The organism is Pseudomonas sp. RL_105y_Pfl2_101, assembly GCF_963970585.1.
GTDB lineage: Bacteria > Pseudomonadota > Gammaproteobacteria > Pseudomonadales > Pseudomonadaceae > Aquipseudomonas.
This window is the reverse complement of record NZ_CAXAPG010000015.1, coordinates 99,635-124,639: the sequence shown is the minus strand read 5'-3', so window position 1 is coordinate 124,639 and position 25,005 is coordinate 99,635. Positions and strand designations below refer to the sequence as shown.

Here is a 25,005-nt window from a genome sequence, read left to right as displayed (position 1 = left end):
CGGGTCTGCTTGCGCTTGCCGGCGTACTCGGCATCGGCGAAGGTCATCTGTTTCATCATTGAAAAGCTCGGCGACTGGTGTCCGGTGATTTTGCCTAATCAGGAAGTCTTTTTCAGAGTTTCCTTAGCGCCACCAGAGGGAAAACAAAAATCGATTATCCATGTCCGCCCCCCTTCATTCCATTCTGACGGGTGTAGCAGAAAGTTGGGATCCGTCAGCATTCGCAGCTCAGCATCCGGTGCTAAATATGCCCACGTAACATAGCCCATAGGCCTTGCTGTGGTGTCAAAGAAAAATACAATCTGCTGATGATCAATTGCGGGTACCAACCAAAAATGCAGCGTACGCATCTGAAACATATGAGAACGGCTGCACATGAACATAATCAAGTTGGCATAGCCGAGTGCCTCGGCCTTTTTTCAATAGCGTTGTTTAGGCACTGAGTAACCAGACGAAAACGGTTTGTCATTGACATGAAAAGGCTCCTAGCCTTAGTGACTCCATCCGACGCTCCCGGATGCCACGAAAATTCCAGCTGCACAAGCACGGTGGAAACGATTGGTGGACACATTAGCTTCGAAAACCGATAGCTGACGACCCTACAGGTGTAGGGGGTCATCGTTTAATTTTTTCCTGTATAGCCTCGCCTCCCGAGCCTTGCCCGCGCCAAACTCGGGTTCCTCGTTCTGTCATCTTCCGCTGCCCGGCAACCCTGCGCCGCCACCTCCACGGCTAGCGCCTGCCGTGCTCCTGAAAATCCGCCTGAACCCACGGTCCAGAGCCCTCGAACACCCGAGAAAGACACCTGAAAACAGCCCGCAACTCCCCAGGTTTTTTCTTTTATCTCTCACCGGAAGCTGCAAATTTCTAAGCCATGGCCTCACCCCATCGCCATCGGCACAGGACCGAGCGCCAGGACGGTCCTGCCTGAGAGACTCTGCAACGACGCTTCGCCTCTGCCACGTCTGTCGGCAAGACCGCTTTCCTGACCAACGCACCCGCTTCGATCAACCAGCCTGCCGGTACCCCGGTTAATTCCTTTGGATGAACAGAACCGCCAGCGGCTGACGGAGGAGGAGCGGGGGCGGTTGAGTTTGTAGGGGGAATTCAGCTTGCGGCGATGTTGGCAGTGCTGGCCTCATCGCGAGCTTGCTCGCGATAGCGGTGGGGAGGTGGGTTACAACCACCGCGGCGTGGTGAAGAACGAGGCCATTTCCGAGCGGGCCAGGGCGGCACCGAAGTAGGGGCCTTGGACATGGTCGCAGGCCACGTTGCGCAGTTGGCTGAATTGCCGCGCGTTTTCGATGCCTTCGGCGGTGACCATGAGCCCTACGCTGCGGCTCAATCGGATCATCGCCAGGACGCCTTCCTTGTCGTCCTCAAGGCCCAGTTGCGTGAGGATGTTGCGATCGAAGCGGATGCCATCGAACCGCTGGTCCAGTACTTCGCGAAGGGAGGCGATGCTGGTGCCGAACTTGTCGATATTGATCCGCACACCGAGGTCCTTGAGCGCATGTAGGGTGCAGGCGACGGTCTTGTGGTCGGTCAGCAGGACCCCTTCGGCCACTTCCAGGGTCAGCCGGTGGGGCGCCAGGCCGCTCGCTCCGAGGGCAGTCTGCACCTGGTTGAGCAGGAAGCTGCTGTTGAACCACCGGGGTGAAACCGCGATGGAGACATTGACAGCGCTCGGCCAGGTGACGGCCTCTTCACAGACATTGATCAGTATCCAGGTGCCCAGTTCTTCAAGCTGGCCCGAGGTTTCGGCCACCGGTATGAAGTCGGCCCCACCCAGCTCACCTTTCTCGGGGTGGTGCCAGAAGGTCTGGGCTTCGAAACCGTGCAGTTGTTCGGCGCTCACGTCGAAGCGAGGCAAGTAGCGCAGTTCCAGTTGATCCCGTTGCATGGCGTCGCGCAGTTGTTGTTCGTATTGCCGCCGGTCGCGGGCCAGGTTGCCCATGGCTTCCACATACACGCGCCAGGTGTTGCGACCGGCTGCCTTGGCCGCATACAAGGCGATGTCGGCGTGGCGCAGCAGTTCATCGGCACGTTGGTCTGCGGGCTGCGCCCAGGCAACGCCGATGCTCACTCCCAGGTACAGGGTATTGCCGTCCAGGTGCATGGGCCGTTGCATGCAATCGATCAGCCGTTCACAGAGTTGATCGAGATCGCCGACATCGCCCGGGTCGGGCATGACAATGACAAACTCATCACCGCCCAGACGTGCCACCAGATCGGTGCCGCGCACGTTTTGTTGGAGGATATGCGCCACTTCCTTGAGCACTTTATCGCCGACGGCATGCCCGAGGGAGTCGTTGACCGGCTTGAAACGGTCCATGTCCAGGTTCAGTAGCGCGAGGGGCGGGCGATCGGATCGGTCCAGGTGTTCGCGCAGGCAATCGAACAAGCGGTTGCGGTTGGCCAGCCCGGTCAGTGGATCATGCAGGGAAAGGTGCTTGATCTGGGCCAGTGCCCTTAATTCGTCGGTGATGTCAGTGGCCGTGCCGCGAAACCCCAGGGTGCCAGCTTCGATGGCCCGCACCGAGAGTTTGCAGGTACGGATTCGCTGGTTGCGCGCGGTGTACTCGCACAGCAGCGGCGCCGAGGAGACGCTGTTGGCACCGCCGAGCAGCCATTGGGCAATCGAGATCGAGCCACCATGGGGGTGAAGCAGCCGGTGCAGAGGTTTACCCAGCCACTCCGTGGGGCTGAAGCCGGTCACTTGTTCGAAGCGTTCCGACAGGTAGGTCAGCGTCCCGGTCGAGTCGACCTCCCACAACCAGTCGGAGGACACTTCGGCAATGTCGCGGAAACGTTCCTCACTGCGTTCCAATGCCTTGCGGTGAGCCAGCAGGCTGGCGTACTGGCGTTCCTGGGCGCGGAGCATGGCCAGGGCGTGGTGCAGAACGGCCAGCGCCAGAACCCCCAACACCAGTAACGCCAGGACCAGCAGGGGCAGGAGGATCTTGCGCAGGTCCTGGCCCGGTGTCTGCGGTCGCCAGGCCAGGGCCTCCCGGGTCAGGTCGTCGAGCAGTAGCTGGGCGGTATCGGCTGGGCCGGGAGTCCTGGCGATATGAGCGTCGGGCAGGGCGAAGTCGCGCGCCAGGTCTTCCAGGGCTCCGGGATCAAGGACCTTGACGAAGAGCATCAGGCTGGGCGGGCCGGGGATTTCGGGCACGCTGCTATCCGTGCCGATAGTGATGACGGACGTGGCCACAAACGCAGGGGCGTCGTCGTGATGGAGCATCTCGACGACCACTTCGTCGTGGTTTTGTGCGGCGCGGGCCTTTTTCCACAGCGCTGGCAGGTCGCCGGCCAGCCAAGTCTCGGCATCGACGTCACTCATCTGTCCATCGATCACCGAATAGACGGTCTTGCCGGCAGGGGAAATGACAAACACGGCCTGGTAGCCATAGAGCGAAAAAACGCTACTGCCGACGTTTTCCTGGTCGTAGGCCCATTCCTTGTCGACGCTGACATGCAGGTGCCGGTAGGCTTCGCTCCATTTGGAGTAATCACTCAGGTCCCGTCCGATACCCGTGCGGATCCCCTCGATGGCCCGCTGGGCGAAAAACAGGCTCTGTTCACGGGCGCTGCGGTCCTGGGCGCCGGTGATGTTGAGCAGCACGGCGATCGCCAGTGCAGACATGACAAACAGCAGGAGCATGATGGCCGGGAAAGTGCGACGGGTGAAACTTCGGGTTGGCGAACCCGGGGAAAGGACAGTCGAGCCATTGCCAGAAATTTCAGTCATAAAAATAAGTCATCAGCCAAAAAGCGATTTCACCCGCACCTGTTTTATATCGGCGGGTGGGCTGATTTACTTAGTCGTGATCACAGGGACTCGCGGACATGGGGCCCTGCGTCATGTGCGGGTCTGAAGCCCAGCATTCACGCCCAACTTCCCAGCCCTTGCCGCACCAACGGCAGCAAGGTCACCAGGTAGATCAGCAGCAGCTTGAAGTTGCCGTGTCCCTTGTTGGTCATCGAGATGCAGGCGCAGCGTTTTCAAAACATTTGAATACATGATCGATTCCCCAGGGCTCAAGCCGCGTGTTACGGCCGTTGGCGTCGCTGGGTGGCCTGGGCCAGCTTGCCCACCAGACGGATGGCGGTGGCGGCGCAGATCAGGCCGAAGGGCAGCACATACCAGGCGCTCATGGGGATGCGTTTGAAATTGGAATAGGCAAAGATCGCCGCCAGTACCCACATGCCGGTGACATGCAGGCGCTTCCAGGCCTTGAAACCGATCAGGCGCGTGGTGTTTTTGAACGAGGTCAGCGCCAGCAGCAGGATGAACACGTAACCCACGGTGCCAGGCACGTTGCCAAGGGGAGTGCGGCCGGGCCAGAACTCGGGATTGAGCTGGCCGTAGCTGTAGATCAGCACGGCATGGACCAGATGGGAAAACGCAAAGGCCAGCCCGATGAAGCGCCGTTCGCGCACCAGCGACCGGCTCAGGGGCGAGGGCACCAGCACCGCGAATGCCGAGGCGGTAAAGGCCAGCAGGAACAAGATAAAGGACGAGCGCGCTGTGGCGCGAATGGCACTGCGCACGCCTTCGGTCAGGTCCGGGTTGAGCACCAGGATCAACCCGGTCATCAACAGCACCAAGGCGGCGAGCAGGCTGAACAGCGACCAGCCCTGATAACGAAAGGGGGATGCAGTTGCGATAGGCATGTAAAGGCTCCGTGGAGGGTGAGGCCCGGTCGTGACAGCAGCCGGGAACACGGGGGAGTCTTTCAAACAGGTGTCAGCGGAGTGTGTCCGCAACGCACGATTGTGCAAGTGTGTGTATGCCGATCAGCGGCAGACACACAGGTATACAAAACCGCATCCCAACCGGATGCCAAACCCCTGTGGGTCAGTTGAACAGATGCTGGCAGACACACCGCCATCGCGAGCAAGCAAGCTCCCACAGAGGCCGTGTCAGCTTGCGAATGCCAGGCGCAACTCGGCGCACAGGCCGCCGCCGTCGCGGTTGCTCAGGGTCAGTGAGCCGCCCATGGCGATCGCCAGTTGCTGGGCAATGGCCAAGCCCAGGCCGGTGCCGCCGGTTTCCCGGTTGCGTGAGCTTTCCACCCGATAAAACGGCTTGAGCACTTCGGCCAGTTCCTGCTCGTTGATCCCGGGACCGCGGTCCAGTACCTGAATCGCCAATTGCCCGTGGTCGGCCAGCTGCACGTGGATCTGCGCCGCGCCGCCAAACTTCAAGGCGTTGTCCACCAAGTTGACCAGCACCCGCCGCAGGGCATGGGGGCGGGTGTCGATGATGGCGGCGTTTTTTCCGGACAATTGCACGTCCTTGCCCGTGTCCTGGTAGTCGAACGCCAGGCTGTCGAGGAACGCATCCAGGCTGATCCGGCAACTGGCCTCGGTGGCGCCGTGGATGCTGCGGGCATAGGCCACGCCTTCACGCACCAGGTGCTCCATTTCACTCAAGTCGCTCCACAGCTTGTCCTTCTCGATCCCCTCGTCCATGAATTCGGCGCGCAGCTTCATGCGCGTGATGGGGGTCTGCAAGTCGTGGGAAATCGCCGCCAGCAACTGCATGCGCTCCTTGAGGTAGGCCGCGATGCGGTCCTGCATGGCATTGAACGCTTTGGCGGCATGCACCACTTCGCTCGGGCCTTTCTCGTCCAGGCGTACGCTGTGGGCGTTCGGGTCGAGGGTTTCCACCGCCTGGGCCAGCCGGGTCAGTGGGCCGACGGCGAGGCGTACGGCCAGCCAGGTGCAGCCGATCAACAGCGCCAACTGCCCCAGCAACACCACCGGGAGCCAGGGGGAGAGGGGCGTCATCGCCGGGCGTACGTCGATGGTCAGCGGGCTGCCGTCCCCCAGGCGCAGGTGCGCCTGATAGTGCATTTTCGGCCCGGGAATCTGCTTGAACGTCAGCCCATAGGCCTGGCCGATGGCTTCCTGGATCGAACTGACCGAGATCGGCGCGTCGGCAAGATCCATCGGTTGGCCGGGCTGGCCTTCGTCGAGCCGGTAGCCATAGTTGCGACGGGCGAGTGTCGGCAGCCAGGCTCGGCGTTCGGCGACAGGCAGGCGGTCAAGAATGGCGACGGAGGTCGAGACGTCGGTTTCCAGGTTGCCGAGCATGGTCGACTTGGCGCTCTGGTAACGCTCGTAGTACTGGACGCCGAAGGACAGCCCCTGGGCCAGGATCAGGCCGATCAGGAAGATCAGCGACAGCCTCGAGGTCAGCGTACGCGGCCAGGGCTGCGGCAGGCTCATACCGAGGCCTCGAGGATCTCCACCGGCAGCGAGAACACGTAGCCTTCGCTGCGCACGGTCTTGATGTAGGCCGGCTCCCGGGCATCATCCAGCAGGCGCTGGCGCAGACGGCTGACCAGCAGGTCGATGGAGCGATCGAACAGGTCGGCGTCCCGGCCCTGGGTCAGGTTAAGCAACTGGTCGCGGTTGAGCACCCGTTGTGGATGGTCGAGGAATACCCGCAACAAGCGATATTCGGCGCCGCTCAAGGCAACCATGGTGCCGTCGGTGTCCAGCAGGTGGCGGGCGGTGGTGTCCAGGCGCCAGCGTCCGAACGCCAGCAGGCGCCCGCTTTCGGTGACCACCAGGTTGGGCGGTAGCATGCGGGTGCGACGCAGCACGGCATTGATGCGCGCCAGCAGTTCACGGGCGGCGAAGGGCTTGACCAGGTAATCGTCGGCGCCCATTTCCAGGCCGATGATGCGGTCGGTTTCGTCGTTGCGCGCGGTGAGCATCAGTACCGGTGTGGCCTTGTGCTTGCCGGCACGCAGCTCCCGGCACAGCACCAGGCCGTCGTCGCCGGGCATCATGATGTCCAGCACGATCAGGTCCACCGGGGTGGTTTCCAGGAAGGCGCGCATTTGCCGGCCATCGGCAACAACAGTGGTGCGCAGGCCGTTCTTTTTCAGGTAGTTGCCAACCAGCTCTCTGATCTCGCGGTCGTCATCCACTATCAACACGTGATCGACATGATCCATGGTGCCCAGCTCCTCGGCGTTTCGTTGTGATCAGTCTACAGGCGCCGGCCGGCACGGCTCGCGGCGGTTTGTATTGCAGTGTATCTGGTGCGCGACGGATACACAGCGATGCAAAAAGCCACCTGGCTCGATACAGGCGTGATACCTGGGCGGCATTCAATGGCGCCCATCGAGGCAATACAGCAGGCCTCGGCAGATAAACCCCATTGAATCGAGGAGCTCCCATGAACCGCCAAGCCATTTACGCCGCCTGTCTTTTTGCTGCTCTGAACATTTGCACGCTGTCGGCCCGGGCCGAAAGCAACGTTCAGGCGCAGACCTACACCTACGGCACCCACCTGGACATCCAGAAGGTGCTGTCCCTTAGCGAAGACGCCAACCCGGCCTGCGGTGTGGTCAACGCCCAGATGACCTACCTGGATTCGGCAGGCCACAAGCAGGCGCTGGACTATCGCAAGCTTTCCGATAACTGCAGTAACCAGAACTGACCTTCTTTTGTGACGAGGGAGTGCTCCCGCTGGGCGTGTGTAGGAGCTGCCGGAGGCTGCGATCTTTTGATCTTTCGCTTGAGATTCAAGTGTTTTTGGAAAGATCGCAGCCTCGTTGCACTCGACAGCTCCTACGCCCCAGCGGGAGCAGGCTCCCTCGCCATGGGGTTTACGTCAGCCTTTTATATTGAGGTGTTGCCATGCTTCTGATCGCTTTTCTCGGCGGGATCCTGACGATCCTCAGCCCCTGTATTCTTCCAGTGGTGCCGTTTCTGTTTGCCCGGGCCGATCGCTCCCGTGGCTCGGTGCTGCTGACCCTTGGCGGTATGGTGCTGACGTTTGCCCTGGTCGCCAGCCTGGCAGTAGTCAGCAGCGAGTGGGTGCTGCGAGCCAGCAGCGTCGGCCGGCAAGTCGCCTTGGTGGTGATGGTGGTGTTTGCCTTGTCACTGATCTTCAGTCGGGTCGGCACCTGGTTGGCGCGGCCGCTGGTCAGCCTGGGCAATCGCCTGGACGCCGGCGCCGGGCGGATGGCCGGGCCTGTGGCTTCAGTGCTGATCGGGGTCGCCACCGGGCTGCTCTGGGCACCGTGCGCCGGACCGATACTCGGGGTGATCCTGACCGGGGCCATGCTGCAAGGCGCCAGCGCACAAACCAGCCTGTTGTTGCTCGCCTACGGCCTGGGCAGTGCCTTGTCCTTGGGAACGCTGATCCTGGCCGGGCGCGGACTGGTCGGACGCCTGAAACTCTCGCTGCCGATCACCACCTGGTTGCGCCGGGGAACGGGAGCGCTGGTGTTGCTGGCGGCCGTGGCGATCGGCACCGGTGCCGATGATCGTCTGTTGGCCAGTACCTCTTCCCAAGGGGCTGCGACCTTGGAGCAAAGCCTGCTCAAGAATGTACCCAAGGCCATCGATTACGTGGTCAGCAAGGCTGGCGCAAGCGCCATGCCGACCCTCGACGCCCTGGGGGCCATGCCTTCGCTGGACGGTGCGGTGCAGTGGTTGAACTCACCCCCGCTGAGCAGCGAATCACTCAGGGGCAAGGTGGTGCTGGTGGACTTCTGGACCTACGACTGCATCAACTGCCAGCACACCTTGCCCTATGTGAACGGTTGGGCGAAGAAGTATGAAAAGGACGGATTGGTGGTGATCGGTGTCCACACCCCGGAGTACGGCTACGAGAAAATCATCGACAACGTGCGCGAACAGGTGCGCAAGCTGGACATCCACTACCCGGTGGCGATCGACAATCAGTATGCGATCTGGCGCGCCTTCAACAACCAGTATTGGCCGGCCCATTACTTCATCGATGCCAAGGGGCAGGTGCGCTACAGCCACTTTGGCGAAGGACGCTATGGCGAACAGGAACAGGTGATCCAACGGTTGTTGCAGGAGGCAAAGACGGGCCAATGACCCCTGTGCTCCCGCAGAGTCAAGGAGCCGTGTGGAACTGTGTGGAACTGTGTGGAACTGTGTAGAACTGTGTAGGAGCTGTGGAGCTGTGGAGCTGTCGAGTGCAACGAGGCTGCGATCTTCCCCTAGACACTTGAGCCTCAAGCGAAAGATCAAAAGATCAAAAGATCGCAGCCTTCGGCAGCTCCTACGCAAACCCAGCGGGAGCAAGCGCCTTCGTCACAGGCGTGCATGCGAATTCGAGAATGGCGTGAAAATGCTGGCCCCTTGCTCAGTTACATACAGTCAAACTTCTTTCTTTTCAGAAAGTTGGGCGACAAACCTATGCGTATTTCTATGTGGGTCGTAGCGACATTTCTCCTGGCCGCCGTCTCGTTTGAGGCCCGGGCTCGGGCGCTGACGCAAAACCAGCAGTCGGTGTGCCGCTGGGGGGCGGACATCGCGGCAGGGGCGCAGGCGTCGAAGCTTTCTGGCGTCAGCCTGTACGGTGCGCGCAAGAAGCTGCAAGTGCGCAAGTTTGCCCGACCCTGGATGCGCATGACCGCCCTGGGCATTACCGAGCAGACCTACAACAGCGCCTCGCGTCTCAAGCCGGTCGCGGTCAAGCAGACCTACTACGAACAATGTGTCCGCCATGAACGGGCACGACGATAGGCCCTCAGGCCGGGCTGCGGCCTGGCATCTCGATGCCATGCAGGTTTACCCGTCGATACAGGGTCGCCCGGGAAATGCCCAGGGCCCGGGCGGCGGCGGTGGGTTTCCAGCGGTGACGCACCAGGGCATCGAGCAGTGCCTGGCGTTCCGGGCTGGCGCTCGGCTCCGGCCCGTGATCGGCGGCGTCTGAGCGATGCATTGACTCGGGCAGGTGGCTGAGCTGGACCACGTTGGCTTCGCACACCGCGCACGCATAGCGCAGCACATGGCGCAACTGGCGCACATTGCCCGGCCAGCGATAACCGAGCAGGCATTCCAGGGCCGCGCTGCTCAATTGCACTGTTGCCCCGCACAGCGCCGCCTCCTCGGCAAGAATTCGATTGATCAACACCAGCCGGTCGCTGCGTTCGCGCAACGGTGGCAGCTGGAAGCGCGCGCCGCCGAGGCGGAAATACAAATCTTCGCGAAACTCGCCGGCGGTCACCAGGGTCTCCAGGTCGCGGTGGGTGGCGCAGATCACCTGGATGTCCACGGCCTTGCGGCGGGACGCGCCCAGTGGCGCCACTTCACCCTCGGCCAAAACGCGTAGCAGGCGGGTCTGCAAGGCCAGCGGCATGTCGCCGATTTCATCCAGGAACAAGGTGCCGCCATCGGCCTGTTGCAACAGGCCCTGCATGCCTTTGGCCGAGGCACCGGTGAAGGCGCCGGCGACATAGCCGAACAATTCGCTTTCGATCAGGCTTTCGGGAATAGCGGCGCAGTTCAACGCCACGAAAGGGCGATCACGGCGCTGGCTGGCCTGGTGCAACTGGCGGGCGAACACTTCCTTGCCGGAACCGGTTTCGCCCTGGATCAGCACCGGCAGGTTGCGATCTTTGACCCGCACCGCCAGGCGCAGGCTGTCGGCCAGGCGTGGATCGATTTCCAATGGGGTCATCACCACTCGCGGACGCGCGCTGGCCCGCTGGCGTGGCGCGCTCAAACGCCCGTGCATGGCGTGATCAAGCGAGCAGAGGCTTTCGTCCCGGGCACGGTGCAGCAGTTGCTGGTCGAACACCTGGCCGATGTGTTGCGGCAACTGCCCGTAATGATGCAGCAGATACTGGCGGGCGGCCGGGTTCAAGGCTTGCAGGCAACCGTCATCGTCCCAGGCGAACAGGAAGTCCGGCTGGCTGTCGACGTAGCCGGCGTTGCGATGGGCCCGCAGCACCCAGTAACCCTGGGCGCTGCTCATGAAAAACGCCTGTTCGATCTCCCGGGCGCTCTGCACCACCATTTGCCGGATCAGGTGCTGCGAGCGCCGATCATCCGGCGAGCGCACCGCCGAGACGTCCAGCACACCGAGCAATTCACCCTGGGGATCGAAGACCGGTGCGGCGGAGCAGGTCAGGCCAATGAACGCCGCTCGGAAATGGTCGCGCTTGTGCACCGTCACCGGGGCCTTGGCCGTGAGCACCGCCGCCACGCCGCAAGTGCCTTCCTCGCCCTCCGACCAACAGGTGCCCAGGTACAGCCCGGCCTTGCGGCAGTCATTGCGAATCGTGGTTTCCACTCGGTAGTCGATGGTCTGGCCCTGGGCATCGGTCAGTAGCACGCAGTAGTCGGCATCGCGGACCCGGCCATGCAGGCGCGCCACTTCTTCGCTGGCGATATTGAGGAACAGCTCGGAGCGCTCACGGCATTGCTTGAGCACGTCCTGGGACAGGATGCGCGGACCCTGCAGCGAACCGGGGTCCAGGTGATGTTGCTCCATGGACCGGCGCCAGGAGTCAAGGATCAGGTCCGGGACGGGCAGTTGTGGCAATTGGTTCGCGTTTTTCACCACGCGGCTGACGCAATCCACGTGCGCCCGGGAGTGAGCGGAAAGCATAGGGGCCTCCGATTCAGCTTCTTATCGTTGTGCGCACATTAAGCGCCGTTCGCCGGATGCAGACAAGCTCGACGGGTTGTTCGAGCGGTGTGAGACGCCACGTCTCAGTGTCTCGCCGCAACCTCGTGCAGGCTGACATGGGGCGTCTCACCGGGGCTCGGTTAGGTTCATCGAAAATCACGGATGGACCGCTCTGTTCCGGTCGTTTCGGGGTTTTTTCCTGTAACTGGCACCGCCCTTGCTCTACCTCTGGGGCCCGCCCGACGGGGCATCCAATAATAACAACGAGGTGTCTATGGTTTCCTGCCCAGGCTGTTTGTCTGTCCCATCCACGGTGGCGTCATGAGTCGCCGGCCATTGACCGTGGGCATCATCGCCAACCCCGCGTCGGGCCGTGACGTACGGCGCCTGACCGCCAATGCCGGGCTGTTCTCCAGCACTGACAAGGTCTCGGTGATCCAGCGCTTGCTGGCCGCCTTCGGCGCCACTGGCATCGAGCAGGTGTTGATGCCCACCGACATGATTGGCATGGCCGCCGCCGTGCTGAAGAACAGCCACAGCCGCCAGGCCCGACGCAGTCACTGGCCGGCCCTGGAGTTTCTCGACCTGACCCTGCGCCAGACCGTCGAAGACACCCGCCGGGCCGCGCGTCTGATGGCCGAGCGCGAGGTGGCGCTGATCGCCGTGCTTGGCGGCGACGGCACTCACAAGGCGGTGGCCGCCGAAGTGGGGGACATCCCGTTGCTGACGCTGTCCACCGGCACCAACAACGCCTTTCCCGAACTGCGCGAGGCCACCAGTGCCGGTTTGGCCGGAGGCTTGTACGCCAGTGGCCGGGTACCGGCCCAGATCGGCTTGCGCCGCAACAAACGCTTGTTGGTCTGCGATGCCGGACGTGGCTTGCGCGAAGTCGCCCTGGTGGACGTCGCCGTGTCGCCGCTGCGGTTTGTCGGCGCCCGGGCGATCAGTCGCGCACAGGACCTGGCCGAAGTCTTCGTGACCTTCGCCGAACCGCAATCCATTGGCCTGTCGGCGCTGTGCGGCTTGTGGTTTGCGGTGTCACGCCAGGCACCGGGTGGCGCCTGGATGCGCCTGGACCCGCAATCACCCGAAGCGCTGCTGGTGCCGCTTGCGCCAGGGCTGCTGCAAGGCTGTGGCGTGCTCGCCGCCGGGCCCCTGGAACCTGGCATCGCCCACGGCCTGTCCCTTTCCTGCGGCACCCTGGCCCTGGATGGCGAACGGGAAATCGAATTCAACGCGCAGGACCGGCCCACGGTCACCCTTGATGCCGGGGGGCCGCTGAGCATCGACGTCAACGCGGTGCTGGCCTACGCCGCGCAACACCGTTTGCTGGCCATCGGCCGCGAACACCCGCAACACCCTCTGAATCTTCAAGAAGACACCCCAGGAGAATAAAAATGTCGACACCGCTCACCCACGATCAACTGCTGCACGCCTACCAGGTGATGCGCACCATCCGCGCCTTTGAAGAGCGCCTGCACGTGGAATTCGCCACCGGCGAAATTCCCGGTTTCGTCCACCTGTATGCCGGCGAAGAAGCCTCGGCCGCCGGCGTCATGGCCCACCTGGGCGATGACGATTGCATCGCGTCCAACCACCGTGGTCACGGCCATTGCATCGCCAAGGGCGTGGATGTCTACGGGATGATGGCCGAGATCTACGGCAAGAAAACCGGTGTCTGCCAAGGCAAGGGCGGTTCGATGCACATCGCCGACTTCGAGAAGGGCATGCTCGGCGCCAATGGCATTGTCGGTGCCGGCGCGCCGCTGGTGGTGGGCGCCGCGCTGGCGGCCCGGCTCAAGGGCACCGACAGCGTCGCCGTGGTGTTTTTCGGCGACGGCGGCTCCAACGAGGGCGCGGTGTTCGAGGCCATGAACATGGCGTCGGTGTGGAACCTGCCGTGCCTGTTCATCGCCGAAAACAATGGCTACGCCGAAGCCACCGCCTCCAATTGGTCGGTGGCCTGCGATCACATCGCCGACCGCGCGGCCGGGTTCGGCATGCCCGGGGTGACGGTGGATGGCTTTGACTTCTTTGCTGTGCATGAGGCCGCCGGAGCCGCCGTCGAACGCGCCCGTGCCGGGGAAGGGCCGTCGCTGATCGAGGTCAAGCTGACCCGCTACTACGGCCACTTCGAGGGCGACGCCCAAACCTATCGGGCGCCCGACGAGGTCAAGCATTTTCGCGAGAACCAGGATTGCCTGATGCAGTTCCGTGAGCGCACCACCCGGGCCGGTTTACTCACCGCCGAGCAGTTGGACCAGATCGACAAGGACGTGGACATGCTGATTGAAAACGCCGTGTACAAGGCCAAATCCGATCCCAAGCCCTCCGCGGCGGACCTGCTGACCGACGTCTACGTCAGCTATCCCTGAACGCCCCCCTGAATAACAACAATAGAGACTTCCATCATGGCGAGAAAAATCAGCTATCAGCAGGCAATCAACGAGGCCCTGGCCCAGGAAATGCGCCGCGACACCAGCGTCTTCATCATGGGTGAGGACGTGGCCGGTGGTGCCGGCGCGCCCGGTGAAAACGACGCCTGGGGCGGCGTGCTCGGCGTTACCAAGGGGCTTTACGACCAGTTCCCCGGACGCGTGCTGGACACGCCGCTGTCGGAAATCGGTTATGTCGGCGCGGCGGTCGGAGCCGCCACCTGCGGCGTGCGTCCGGTGTGCGAACTGATGTTCGTCGACTTTGCCGGGTGTTGCCTGGACCAGATCCTCAACCAGGCGGCGAAATTTCGCTACATGTTCGGCGGCAAGGCCTCCACGCCCCTGGTGATCCGCACCATGGTCGGCGCCGGCCTGCGCGCCGCCGCCCAGCATTCGCAGATGCTCACGTCCTTGTGGACGCACATTCCGGGGCTCAAAGTGGTGTGCCCGTCATCGCCTTACGACGCCAAGGGCCTGCTGATCCAGGCGATCCGCGACAACGACCCGGTGATCTTCTGCGAGCACAAGTTGCTTTACAGCATGCAGGGCGAGGTGCCGGAAGAGCTCTATACCATTCCCTTTGGCGAGGCCAACTTCCTGCGCGACGGCAAGGACGTGACCCTGGTCTCGTACGGGCGCATGGTCAACACCGCGATGGACGCGGCGCGCAACCTGGCTGGGCGGGGCATCGACTGCGAGGTCATCGACCTGCGCACCACCAGCCCGCTGGACGAGGACAGCATCCTGGAAAGTGTCGAGAAGACCGGACGCCTGGTGGTGATCGACGAGGCCAACCCACGCTGTTCCATGGCCACCGATATTTCCGCGCTGGTGGCGCAGAAAGCCTTTGGCGCACTCAAGGCGCCGATTGAAATGGTCACCGCGCCGCACACCCCGGTGCCGTTTTCCGATGCCCTGGAAGACCTGTACATCCCTGACGCGGCGAAGATCGAACAAGCCGTGCTCAACGTGATCGAGTGGAGCAAGCGCTGATGAGCCAGATTCATACCCTGACCATGCCCAAGTGGGGCTTGTCGATGACCGAGGGCCGGGTCGATGCCTGGCTCAAGGAGGAGGGCCAGGCCATCACCAAGGGCGATGAAGTGATGGATGTAGAGACCGACAAAATCTCCAGCAGCGTCGAAGCGCCGTTTTCCGGAATCCTGCGCCGCCAGATTGCCCGCCAGGACGAAACCCTGGCGGTCGGCGCCTTGCTCGGGATTGTCGTCGACGGTGAAGCCAGCGATGCCGAGATCGATGCGGTCATTGAGCAGTTTCAGTCGACGTTCGTGCCCGGCGATGCGGCCGATGAAGACAGCGGGCCGAAACCGCAGAAAGTCGAGTTGGACGGCCGGGTGATCCGCTATTTCGAGCGGGGTGAGGGCGGCACACCACTGTTGCTGGTGCATGGTTTCGGCGGCGACCTGAACAACTGGCTCTTCAACCATGAGGCGTTGGCCGCCGGGCGTCGGGTGATTGCGCTGGATCTGCCGGGCCACGGCGAATCTTCGAAAAGCCTGCAACGCGGCGACCTGGAAGAACTGAGCGGCGTGGTGTTGGCCTTGCTCGATCATCTGGACATCAACGCTGTGCATCTGGTGGGGCATTCCATGGGGGGGGCGGTATCGCTGAATGTCGCACGCCTGATGCCGCAGCGGGTCCGGTCGCTGACCTTGATCGGCAGCGCTGGGCTGGGCGCGCAGATCAACGGCAGCTACCTGCAAGGTTTTGTCGAAGCGGCCAACCGCAACGCCCTCAAGCCGCAACTGGTGCAACTGTTTTCCAATGCCGAATTGGTCAACCGCCAGATGCTCGACGACATGCTCAAGTACAAGCGCCTGGAGGGCGTGGACGTGGCGCTGCTGCAACTGTCAGCGACGCTGTTCGCCGACGGCCGCCAACAGGTGGATTTGCGCGAGGTGGTGCAGACCGGCCACGTACCGACTCTGGTGATCTGGGGCAGCGATGACGCGATCATCCCGGCGGTCCACAGCGACGGGCTGAGTGCCCAGGTCGAGGTGCTGTCCGGCCAGGGCCACATGGTGCAGATGGAAGCGGCCGAGCAGGTCAACCGGCTGATCCTCGGGTTCATTGAGCAGCACTGATCAAGCGGACGGCGACATGCGTCGTCGTCCCTACAAACTTCTGGAGACAACGTTATGAACGTTTCAATCACGCCGACCCGCAGTATGCGCGCCGCCGTCTGGCATGGCCGCAACGATATCCGCGTCGAAGACGTGCCACTGCCGGTTTCGCCGCCCGCCGGTTGGGTGCAGATCCGCGTGCAATGGTGCGGCATCTGCGGCTCCGACCTGCATGAATACGTGGCCGGGCCGGTGTTCATCCCGGTGGACGCGCCACACCCGCTGACCGGGATCAAGGGCCAGTGCATCCTCGGCCATGAGTTCTGCGGCGAGATCGTCGAACTGGGCGCCGGCGTCGAAGGCTTCACTGTCGGTGAGCCAGTGGCGGCGGACGCCTGCCAGCACTGCGGCACCTGCTATTACTGCACCCACGGGCTCTACAACATTTGCGAGAACCTGGCCTTCACCGGGCTGATGAACAACGGTGCGTTCGCCGAACTGGTCAACGTCCCCGCCAACCTGCTTTACAAACTGCCCGCCGATTTCCCGGCCGAGGCCGGTGCGTTGATCGAGCCCTTGGCGGTGGGCATGCATGCGGTGAAAAAGGCCGGGAGCCTGCTGGGCCAGAACGTGGTGGTGGTCGGCGCCGGCACCATCGGCCTGTGCACCATCATGTGCGCCAAGGCCGCCGGAGCGGCCCAGGTGATTGCCTTGGAAATGTCCGGTGCGCGCAAGGCCAAGGCCCTGGAAGTCGGGGCCAGCCATGTGATCGACCCGAACGAATGCGACGCCCTGGCCGAAGTTCGGCGCCTGACCGCTGGCCTGGGGGCCGATGTCAGTTTCGAATGCATCGGTAACAAGCACACCGCGAAACTGGCCATCGACCTGATCCGCAAGGCGGGCAAGTGTGTGTTGGTGGGCATTTTCGAGGAACCGAGTGAGTTCAACTTCTTTGAGCTGGTCTCCACGGAGAAGCAAGTGCTGGGCGCGCTGGCCTACAACGGTGAGTTCGCCGATGTGATTGCCTTCATCGCCGACGGACGCCTGGACATCTCCCCACTGGTGACCGGACGCATCCAGCTGGAGCAGATTGTCGGCCAGGGCTTCGAGGAGTTGGTCAATAACAAGGAGCACAACGTGAAAATCATTGTGTCTCCCGCACGGATCTGAGAGCGCCTGATGTGGGCGATTGGCGATGGCCGGCAGCGGCCATCGCATTTTTTCGGCCAGGGGAGACGTTCAGTCCGGCCGATAGTCTTGCCAGACGGTCCTTTCGTTGAGTTGCAGTTGCTGCTCTTCTTCCTGCCGAAACGTACGGTCGCAGTCGAGGAAGAACTCATCGAGCTGCGGTGGCTTGATGCTGGCGCCACTGAGCATCGAGTGCACCTGGCCGCGGTGATGGACCTGATGTTCGAACAGGTGCAACAGCAGCCGGTCGATTCGTTCGCGCACCACACCGTCGACACGCACCAGCTCCACGGAGCGGGCGAGGTTTTTCTCCCGCAGGGCTTGGCAGAACGCCACCAGCCGTTGATCGGTTTGGGTTTGGCTTTGCTTCAGTTGGGCAAAGGCCAGGGTTTCAGAAAAGTCCTTTATCTGCCCGTCGCGGTCGCCTTCCAGGGCGCAGAGGTAATAGCGGTCCACTTCCAGGATGTGGCAAAGCGTGGCTTGTATGGACGGGAAGAACCCCGTACGCGGCGCGTCGTATTCGGCCTTGCTCAATTGCGCGCAGGCGCTGAGCAGCCTGTGGTTGGCCCATTGATTGTTCAGGGCCTGGGCCAGGAAATAGTTCATGGGAAGCCTCGTCAATACTCTGTGGGAGCGAGCCTGCTCGCGATTGAGTCGGCACATCCAGCATAGCCGGCTCAGGCAGACCGCTATCGCGAGCAGGCTCGCCACAGGTTGAGTCGCATGGGTTCACTCTTGTGTATTCACCACAAAACCCTTTGGGAGCGGACTTCATCTGCCTTGCGGGTTAGGTCGGACCTTAAAGCCCTACCTCCGGCAACACCGGCCGATTGGCCATGGCCTTGGCCATGATCTGCTCCACATACACCCGGTCCGCTTCCGGCAGCGCCAGACGGGGTGGGCGGGTGAGGGCGCTGCCACGGCCGGCGATGGCTTCGCACAGCTTGATGCATTGCACCAGGTCGGCGCGGGCGTCCAGGTGCAGGATCGGCATCAGCCATTCATAGATCGGCAGCGCTTCGGCGAAGCGTCCGGCGCGGGCCAGACGGAAAATGGTCTCACCTTCCTGCGGGAACACATTGGACATGCCCGAGACCCAACCTTCGGCCCCCACGGCGAGGCTTTCCAGCACTACGTCATCGAGGCCTGCGAACAACACAAAACGGTCGCCGACTTCGTTGCGCACGTCGATGAAGCGCCGGGTGTCACCGGAGGAATCCTTGAAACACACCACGTTGTCGCAATCGGCCAGGGAAATCAGGATGTCTGGTGTCACGTCATTCTTGTAGATCGGCGGGTTGTTGTAGACCATCAACGGCACGTCGGCATGCCGGGCCACGTAGCGGAAATGCTCGGCGGTCTCGAATGGCTTGGAGCCATAGACCAGCGCCGGCATCAACATCACCCCGTCGACGCCGACCTTGCGCACCGCGTTGGCCACCTTGGCGGCTTGCACGCTGGTGAATTCGGCCACGCCGCAGATCACCGGCACGCGGCCACGGGAAGCGTCTACCGCGACTTCGGTCACGGCGATCTTTTCCTCGGCGCTTAAGGAAGTGTTTTCCCCCACCGAGCCGCAGACCACCAGGCCGGAAACACCGTCACGAATGACGTTGGAAATCACTTGGTGGGTTTTTTCCAGGTTGATGGAAAAGTCATCGTTGAATTGGGTGGTGACGGCAGGGAAGACGCCGCTCCAGTTGATGCGTTTGCTCATGGGTTATCTCCGGTTTTGATAGTGCTTTTGTGGCGAGGAAGCCTGCTCCCGCTTTGCCTGTAGGAGCTGTGTAGGAGCTGTGTAGAAGCTGTCGAGTGCAACGAGGCTGCGACCACTTGAGTCTCAAGCGAAAGATCAAAAGATCGTCCGAACGCGGCCCGAGCCTTCGCCAGCGCCTACAGAGCCCAGCGCGAGCAAGCTCGCTCCCACAGGGTTTTGTGGTGGACACATGGATTGGGCTGTGTACACAAAACCAATGTGGGAGTGAGCTTGCTCGCGATGAGGCCATCGGCTATTTCACCGACTTGAGGAACGCCGCCGTCTGCGGCTGCACCGGATTGCCAATCACCTGGTCCGGCGGCCCGATCTCATGGACTTGGCCATTGCAAAAAAACGCCACGCGGTCGGACACGTCTCGGGCGAAGCGGATTTCGTGGGTCACCAGCACCATGGTCATGCCGTCTTCGGCGAGCATGCGCATGGTGTCCAGCACTTCGCCCACCAGTTGCGGGTCGAGGGCCGAGGTGGCTTCGTCGAAGAGCATGTAGTCCGGCGACATCGCCAGCGCCCGGGCGATGGCCATGCGTTGCTGTTGGCCGCCGGAACGTTTGCCGGGGACGGCCTTGAGTTTGTCTCCCAGGCCCACATGCTCAAGCTGTTGCACCGCCAGCGCCTCGGCGTCCTGTTGGCTCTTGCCCAGCACCTTGCGCGGCGCCAGCATCACGTTTTCCAGCACGCTCAGGTGGGGGAAGGCGTTCCACTGCTGGAACACGATGCCGATCTTCTGCCGCAGGTGATTGAGGTCGGTGGCGCGGTCATGGACCTCGATGCCGTCCACGCGAATGCTGCCTTTCTGGATCGGTTCCAGGCCGTTGATGCACATCAGCAGGGTCGACTTGCCGGAGCCGGAACCGCCGATGATCGACACCACTTCGCCCTTGTCCACGGTCAGGCTCACACCCTTGACCACTTCCAGGTCACCGAAGGATTTGTGCACGTTTTCGATCTCAATCATTTTCCTGCCACCTTCTCTCCAGACGTGCGCCAAGGCGGGCGACCACCAGGCTCATGACGTAGTAAATGAGGCCCGCGATGCACAGCACCAGCAGGGGTTCCTGAATGCGCGTGACGATGGTTTGCGATGCCCGCAACAATTCGACGATGCCGATCCACATCACCAGCGCGGTGTCTTTCATCACGCCCAGCACCAGGTTCAGCCAGCCGGGAAAGGCCACCCGTGTGGCAACTGGCAGGACGATGAACCGCAGGTCCTGCACATAGCTCAGGCCCAGCGACCGACTGGCCCGGCGGGTGCTCAACGGCACCGCGAGCACACCACTGCGGACGATTTCGGTGAAGTAAGCGGCGGCATAGACGCCAAGGACGATGCAGCCGACGGCGAAGGCGCTGAGGTTCAGCCCGACGATGCTCTTGAGGGCGTTGAACAGCACGAACTGGATCAGCAGTGGCACGCTGCGAAAGGCATCTAATACCCAGGCCAGGGGCAGGCTGGCCCGCGGTAACAACGCCCGCAACAGGCCGAACAGCAGACCGGCCAGGGTGCCCAGCAGGATCGACCATACGGTCAGTTGCAGCGTGACCCAGGCCCCCTCGAGCAAATACAGCAGGTCGTTAACGCTGAGGCTTGTTGAAAACATGACGCACCCTCCTCAATAACGAAACAAGCGCCAGGAAAACAGCCGGGCCAACCCGACGATCAGCTTGGCGATCAGGTAATACAGCACCGCCGCGAGGGCGAAGTATTCGAAGGTGCGGAAGGTCTTGACGTTGTATTCCTGGGTGACACCGGTGAGGTCGTTGTTCAGACCGACGACCACCCCCAGGGACGTCATCAGCACCGCCCAGACCATCTGGTTGGTCAACGGGTAGAACACGATGCGCAACAGTTGCGGGACGATGATCATCCGGTACGCCTGGAAGGCGCTCATTCCCAAGGAGCGGGCGGCGCGCATTTGCGTACCGGGCACGGCCTTGAGGCCGCCACGAAAGTTTTCCGCCAGGTAGCCGGCGTTGTTGAAGGTGATTCCGGCCAGCAAGGCCAGCCAGGAACTGACGTGCAGCCCGAGGGAGCCGAGGCCGAAGTAGAGGATGTAGATCTGGAACAGCGAGGGCGTGTTGCGGGCGATGGACACCCAGCCATCGCCTACGCCCCGCAGCACGCGATTCGGGGTCTGGCGCATGACCGTCAGCACCAGGGCGATCAGCACACCGAAAATCATCGACAGCGCGGCGGTCTCGAACGTCACCCAGGCCCCGGCGAGCATGTCAGGCAGGGCGCGCAAGGCCGGGCGCCATTGGAAGCTGTAGTCAAACATAAGTCGGGCTCCCGGTGCGGGCGGTGGGTTGCAGCCATGTCGGCGGCCGGCCGCGAGTCGTGGCGGTGCACGCGGCCTCGACGCAATCGGCGAGGGCAGCAAAGTGCACCCCACGCCCGACCAGACCCGGTGCGTAGTGGGCGTATTTACCGGAGTTGGTCATCAGCGTGGTGGCGTGGGGCGGGATCACCGGTTCGCCCAACATGCACCAGCAAGTGTCGGTCACCAGCACCGCCCCGAAAGTCTCGATGGTAGCCAGATACCCGGCTTTACGGGCCTGCTCCAGCACTGTCCGGCCGCAGGTGATCGTCAGCACCACATACGGATGCTTGACCCGGCCCACGCACAAGGCCGCGAGGGCGGCGAATTCGCTGAGGGAGAAATGCGGGTTACCCAGGGACACCACGTCCACCCAGTTGTCCCGTGCACTGTTGAGCTCACGCCAACTGGCAAGCAGGCCGGCGGTATCGACGCTTTCCTGCGGCAAGGTGACGTCCTTCTCCAGGACATCGGCCGGGTCGAGGGCTTCCGGCGTTACCCCGGCGATGTGGAACAACGGCGCGGCGCTGGTGGTGGCGAACGCGGCACCAAAGGCTTTGAGGTCGTCCAGGGTGGGCGCGGCGTGTTCCAGCCCACGTATCAGCGGGATGCGCCGGCCCGCCAGGCTACCGATGTGATAGCCCAGCAGTGGATAGAAACTGTCATCCACCTGACCCAGCGCCGGCACGTCGACGATCAGCCGGGCCTTGCGCGGGTCGTCGAGATGGCAGCCGGTCAACGGTGCCCGTCCGCACAGGGCGATGCAGATGTCGAGGAAGTCCGGGTACTTCTGCGTGCGCGCGCCCAGCACGCTGTTGGCGTAGACCACCGCGTTGGACTCGGCCCAGACGATCTGTTCGCCGGCCTTGGGCGCGGTGTCCAGCAGGTAGGGGGCGCAGGTGAAGCTCAGTTGAGCGCCCATCGCCATGTAGGCATCGCCCAGGGCACTGGCCGGCTCGCCCAGGGCCGGATCGACGCCCAGTTCCCGCCAGCGACGCTGGTCCACGGAGATGGAATTGAGGGTGGTGGGCACACGTACCTTCGCCCCCCACTGCACCAGTTGTTCGGCAAAGCGCAGGCTGGCCGGGCCGGTGTAGATACAGCCGTCGATGTGGGCCTGGGTCACGTCCAGCAGTTGCGTGGCGCCCTGGATATCGGCCATGCGCAGCACGATTTGCATTGCCACTTGGGCGGCCTTGCCGTGGCTGCCGTCGAGCAACGCCCGGTCCTGTTCGCTCAGTTCCAGGGTCGAGGATGTGGGCGGCTGAAGCGTCGTGTCAGCACCTTGCCAACCGTCGTTTGGGGGGTGGCCAAACAGTGTCAGGACGTCGCCTTCCAGGCGCACGAAACCCTGGCCGCGCAGCCCATTGAAGGCCTCGTGCCCCACGCACACCACCGGCAGCGAGCGCTGGAAAATCACCTGCGCCACCAGCACGCCGAGGGTCAGGATTTCATCGGCTTCGGCGAGCACCAGGGCCGCGGGTGCATGGCCGTTGCTGATCAGTTCCATCAAGACGCTGCTGCCGGTGCAGGAGCCGCGCCCGCTGGGAATGGCCAACACACGCCCGGCCAGGCGCTGGCCACTCAAGGGATGGTGGCGGTCGATGACCTCGCCGCTGGCCGGATCGACCCCGCCCCAGAAACTCAGCCCCACCTCGGCGAACAGCAGGGCGCCCTGGGCGGCACCTTCCACCAGGCTGCGGCCTTTCACACGGACAGGCGTGTTTGGCATGCGCCGATCCTCAGTAATAGACCTGGGGAACGGTCAGGTTGGCCGGCGCAATGTCGGTGCCGACCCATTTGACGAACAGTTCGTTGTAGCGGCCGGTGCGCACCTGCTGGTTGACGAACAGGTTGAGGTAGTTGAGCAGACCGTATTCGCTACGCTTGGCACCGAGGGACACGTAGTCGATGACGTAGGGCGCGTCACCGGCGATCTTCAGGCCCTTGTACTTGCCCGACTTGAGGGTCGCGGCGGCCACGGTGTTGGTCGCCACGGTGGCATCGATGTGCCCTTGGGCGACCGCCAGCAAGGTGTCGTTCTGCGATTGGTAGGCGCGGAAGCTGCCGCTACCCCAACGCTTCTGGTCCTTCTCCAGGGCGATGGCTTCGTAGGTGCTGCTGGTGTTGCCCAGGGCTTTGCCCTTGAGGTCGGCGTAGCTGTTGATGCCGGTGTTGTCGCGGGTCAGCACGACCATCTGGAAGGCGAAGTAGGGCACGGTCAAGCCCACGGTCTTGGCCCGCTCCAAGGTGTCAGACGTGGAGGCGACGATGACATCGGCGCGGCCGGACAGCAGCGCGGGGATTCGGTCGGAGAACGGGGTTTCCACCACTTGGGCATCTACACCGAGGACCTTCGCCAGATCGTTGCAATAGTCCACGTCGAAGCCCGCCGGTTTGTTGCTTTCGTCGCGAAAACCCATCGGGGGGAAGTCCAGCGTCACGGCGCAACGCAGCTTGCCCGAGCCGATGATCTCATCGAGCTTGTCGGCGTGGGCGTGGGCGTGGGCGTGGGCGATGAAAAGCGGGCTGAGGACAATGCTGAGGGCGACCGCCAATGCAGGTTTTTTCATAAATGCCTCGCTGTCGAATAAATGCGGTGAAATATCGCATTAAGGATTTCGTATACGATATTAGATAAGCAATCGGCGTGCCTGTTTCTGGCAGAGCCGCAGCAATGCCACCGCAGGGCTGGCCTAGAGGCTTTCATGCCGGGCGCTAACAAGCAGGGCAAGGAGATGGTGCTGGGGCGGCGTGTTACAGATGGGAGCAACCACGGGGCCCGACGCCCCATCAGGGAACAAGGATCAGCGTCGTTTTACGCGATATTGGCTGGGAGACAGGCTGGTCAGGGCCCGGAACTGGCGGCTGAAGGCGCTGTGGTCGGTGTAACCGCAGCGCAGGGCGATCTCGGTGATTGGCAGGTCGTTGTCGAGTAACAGTCGCGAGGCTTCCTCCAGTCGTGCCTTGTGAATCATCTGCCGCGGCGTGAGTTGGAAGATGCGTTTGCAGTGCCGCTCCAATTGCGCCACCGACAATTCGGCAATGGCGGTCAGCTCGGCAAGGCTGATGGGGCGGGCGAAGTGGTGCTTGATGTGGGCGTCCACCGCCGCCAGTTTTTGGAACGCCGGATGGCTTGATTGCGGCAGTTGCAGGTCGCGGGAAATGCCGGCCAGGCCGACGATCTGGCCATTTGGATCGTGCAGGGCGAGCTTGTGAGTCAGGCACCATACGGGCTGGTTACCGTAATACAAATGCAGTTCGAGCTGGTCGGCCAACTCCCGCCCGCTGGCCAGCACCCGACGATCCTGTTCGGTGTACAGCGGGCCGAAGCGCTCGGGGAACACCTGGTCGGCGCTGAGGCCGAGCAGGTCGGCGCTGTGTTTGAAACCGCAGCGCCGGGCCAGGGTCTGGTTGACGAAGGCGTAGCGGGCCTGCTTGTCCTTGATGAAAAACACCACGTCCGCGAGGGTGTCCAGCAGCGGGGCGATGGGCTGCAGGCTGCGCAGCAGGGTGTCGAGGTCGCAGGGGGCTAAGGACGTGAGTGAGGGGTACATGGCCGGCGTTGTCTTTTTTGTGGGAGCGATGGCGCAGTGTCAGTCGAAAATGTAGTGCCTGTCACGCCGCCATCGCGAGCAGGCTCGCTCCCACAGGGTTCCGGCGTGTTCACAGATCTGGGGGTTATGGCAATCCCCTGTGGGAGCCGAGCTTGCTCGCGATGACGGCGGCACAGGCAGCATCTCTACCAACTGACCCACCGCTATCGCGAGCAAGCTCAGCTCCCACA

22 protein-coding genes are annotated in these 25,005 nt (G+C 62.7%); 8 read left to right on the top strand and 14 right to left on the bottom strand.

What is annotated here, in order from left to right; translation table 11 throughout:
* Positions 1–98 precede the first annotated feature (98 nt).
* The 5 genes from AACY31_RS28955 to AACY31_RS17450 all read right to left on the bottom strand — a co-directional run bounded on the left by AACY31_RS28955 (position 99) and on the right by AACY31_RS17450 (position 6,974).
* Positions 99–350, bottom strand: coding sequence for a toxin-activating lysine-acyltransferase (locus AACY31_RS28955; RefSeq protein WP_445261559.1), 252 nt, complete (start codon positions 348–350; stop codon positions 99–101).
* A gap of 827 nt (positions 351–1,177) precedes the next feature.
* A complete protein-coding gene (locus AACY31_RS17465) occupies positions 1,178–3,751 on the bottom strand; it encodes a bifunctional diguanylate cyclase/phosphodiesterase (protein WP_339480957.1) in 2,574 nt (857 codons plus the stop codon).
* Between the two features lie 302 nt (positions 3,752–4,053).
* Positions 4,054–4,677, bottom strand: coding sequence for a ferric reductase-like transmembrane domain-containing protein (locus AACY31_RS17460; protein WP_339480955.1), 624 nt, complete (start codon positions 4,675–4,677; stop codon positions 4,054–4,056).
* A gap of 249 nt (positions 4,678–4,926) precedes the next feature.
* Complete coding sequence (locus tag AACY31_RS17455; RefSeq protein WP_339480954.1) at positions 4,927–6,237, bottom strand: HAMP domain-containing sensor histidine kinase; 1,311 nt, start codon at positions 6,235–6,237, stop codon at positions 4,927–4,929.
* Complete coding sequence (locus tag AACY31_RS17450) at positions 6,234–6,974, bottom strand: response regulator (RefSeq protein WP_003202589.1); 741 nt, start codon at positions 6,972–6,974, stop codon at positions 6,234–6,236. The genes AACY31_RS17455 and AACY31_RS17450 overlap by 4 nt, the downstream gene beginning before the upstream one ends.
* A gap of 224 nt (positions 6,975–7,198) precedes the next feature.
* On the opposite strand from AACY31_RS17450, the gene AACY31_RS17445 reads away from it, so the two are divergent.
* The 3 genes from AACY31_RS17445 to AACY31_RS17435 all read left to right on the top strand — a co-directional run bounded on the left by AACY31_RS17445 (position 7,199) and on the right by AACY31_RS17435 (position 9,528).
* The gene (locus tag AACY31_RS17445) at positions 7,199–7,462 is read left to right on the top strand and encodes a DUF2790 domain-containing protein (protein WP_339480950.1); all 264 of its coding nucleotides are present in this window, start codon (positions 7,199–7,201) and stop codon (positions 7,460–7,462) included.
* A gap of 200 nt (positions 7,463–7,662) precedes the next feature.
* On the top strand, positions 7,663–8,874 hold the full coding sequence (locus AACY31_RS17440; RefSeq protein WP_339480949.1) for a cytochrome c biogenesis protein DipZ: 1,212 nt from the start codon (positions 7,663–7,665) through the stop codon (positions 8,872–8,874).
* A gap of 324 nt (positions 8,875–9,198) precedes the next feature.
* Positions 9,199–9,528 carry a hypothetical protein gene (locus AACY31_RS17435; protein ID WP_339480948.1) on the top strand — a complete coding sequence of 110 codons (330 nt, stop codon included), beginning with the start codon at positions 9,199–9,201 and terminating at the stop codon, positions 9,526–9,528.
* A gap of 4 nt (positions 9,529–9,532) precedes the next feature.
* Here the strand turns inward: AACY31_RS17435 and AACY31_RS17430 are convergent, their stop codons facing one another.
* Positions 9,533–11,398, bottom strand: coding sequence for a sigma-54-dependent Fis family transcriptional regulator (locus tag AACY31_RS17430; protein WP_339480946.1), 1,866 nt, complete (start codon positions 11,396–11,398; stop codon positions 9,533–9,535).
* A gap of 342 nt (positions 11,399–11,740) precedes the next feature.
* Here AACY31_RS17430 and AACY31_RS17425 point away from each other — a divergent pair, with 342 nt between their 5' ends.
* From AACY31_RS17425 to AACY31_RS17405, 5 genes are all read left to right on the top strand, one after another.
* Positions 11,741–12,814: an ATP-NAD kinase family protein gene (locus AACY31_RS17425; protein ID WP_339480944.1), complete on the top strand. Its 1,074-nt coding sequence runs from the start codon at positions 11,741–11,743 to the stop codon at positions 12,812–12,814.
* A gap of 2 nt (positions 12,815–12,816) precedes the next feature.
* Positions 12,817–13,794, top strand: coding sequence for a thiamine pyrophosphate-dependent dehydrogenase E1 component subunit alpha (locus tag AACY31_RS17420; RefSeq protein WP_339480942.1), 978 nt, complete (start codon positions 12,817–12,819; stop codon positions 13,792–13,794).
* A 36-nt stretch (positions 13,795–13,830) separates the two neighbouring features.
* Entirely contained in the window at positions 13,831–14,847 is a 1,017-nt protein-coding gene (locus tag AACY31_RS17415; protein WP_339480940.1) for an alpha-ketoacid dehydrogenase subunit beta, read from the top strand.
* On the top strand, positions 14,847–15,959 hold the full coding sequence (locus AACY31_RS17410; RefSeq protein WP_339480938.1) for an acetoin dehydrogenase dihydrolipoyllysine-residue acetyltransferase subunit: 1,113 nt from the start codon (positions 14,847–14,849) through the stop codon (positions 15,957–15,959). The genes AACY31_RS17415 and AACY31_RS17410 overlap by 1 nt, the downstream gene beginning before the upstream one ends.
* 84 nt (positions 15,960–16,043) lie before the next feature.
* Positions 16,044–17,108 (top strand): 2,3-butanediol dehydrogenase, encoded by a 1,065-nt coding sequence (locus AACY31_RS17405; protein ID WP_339480993.1) that lies wholly within the window; start codon positions 16,044–16,046, stop codon positions 17,106–17,108.
* A 69-nt stretch (positions 17,109–17,177) separates the two neighbouring features.
* Here AACY31_RS17405 and AACY31_RS17400 read toward each other — a convergent pair whose 3' ends face one another.
* The 8 genes from AACY31_RS17400 to AACY31_RS17365 all read right to left on the bottom strand — a co-directional run bounded on the left by AACY31_RS17400 (position 17,178) and on the right by AACY31_RS17365 (position 24,775).
* Positions 17,178–17,732 (bottom strand): DinB family protein, encoded by a 555-nt coding sequence (locus tag AACY31_RS17400; protein WP_339480936.1) that lies wholly within the window; start codon positions 17,730–17,732, stop codon positions 17,178–17,180.
* Positions 17,733–17,925: 193 nt separating this feature from the next.
* Positions 17,926–18,843, bottom strand: coding sequence for a dihydrodipicolinate synthase family protein (locus tag AACY31_RS17395; protein WP_339480934.1), 918 nt, complete (start codon positions 18,841–18,843; stop codon positions 17,926–17,928).
* A 292-nt stretch (positions 18,844–19,135) separates the two neighbouring features.
* A complete protein-coding gene (locus AACY31_RS17390) occupies positions 19,136–19,858 on the bottom strand; it encodes an amino acid ABC transporter ATP-binding protein (protein WP_339504874.1) in 723 nt (240 codons plus the stop codon).
* Positions 19,851–20,501: an amino acid ABC transporter permease gene (locus AACY31_RS17385; protein WP_339480931.1), complete on the bottom strand. Its 651-nt coding sequence runs from the start codon at positions 20,499–20,501 to the stop codon at positions 19,851–19,853. Before AACY31_RS17385 ends, AACY31_RS17390 begins: the two co-directional genes overlap by 8 nt.
* A 12-nt stretch (positions 20,502–20,513) precedes the next feature.
* Positions 20,514–21,179 (bottom strand): amino acid ABC transporter permease, encoded by a 666-nt coding sequence (locus AACY31_RS17380; RefSeq protein ID WP_339480929.1) that lies wholly within the window; start codon positions 21,177–21,179, stop codon positions 20,514–20,516.
* A complete protein-coding gene (gene lhpI / locus AACY31_RS17375; protein WP_339504872.1) occupies positions 21,172–22,950 on the bottom strand; it encodes a cis-3-hydroxy-L-proline dehydratase in 1,779 nt (592 codons plus the stop codon). The genes AACY31_RS17380 and lhpI overlap by 8 nt, the downstream gene beginning before the upstream one ends.
* 10 nt (positions 22,951–22,960) lie before the next feature.
* A complete protein-coding gene (locus AACY31_RS17370) occupies positions 22,961–23,791 on the bottom strand; it encodes an ABC transporter substrate-binding protein (RefSeq protein WP_339504870.1) in 831 nt (276 codons plus the stop codon).
* 234 nt (positions 23,792–24,025) lie between these two features.
* Positions 24,026–24,775, bottom strand: a complete 750-nt coding sequence (locus AACY31_RS17365; protein WP_339491959.1) for an AraC family transcriptional regulator — start codon at positions 24,773–24,775, stop codon at positions 24,026–24,028.
* Positions 24,776–25,005 lie beyond the last annotated feature (230 nt).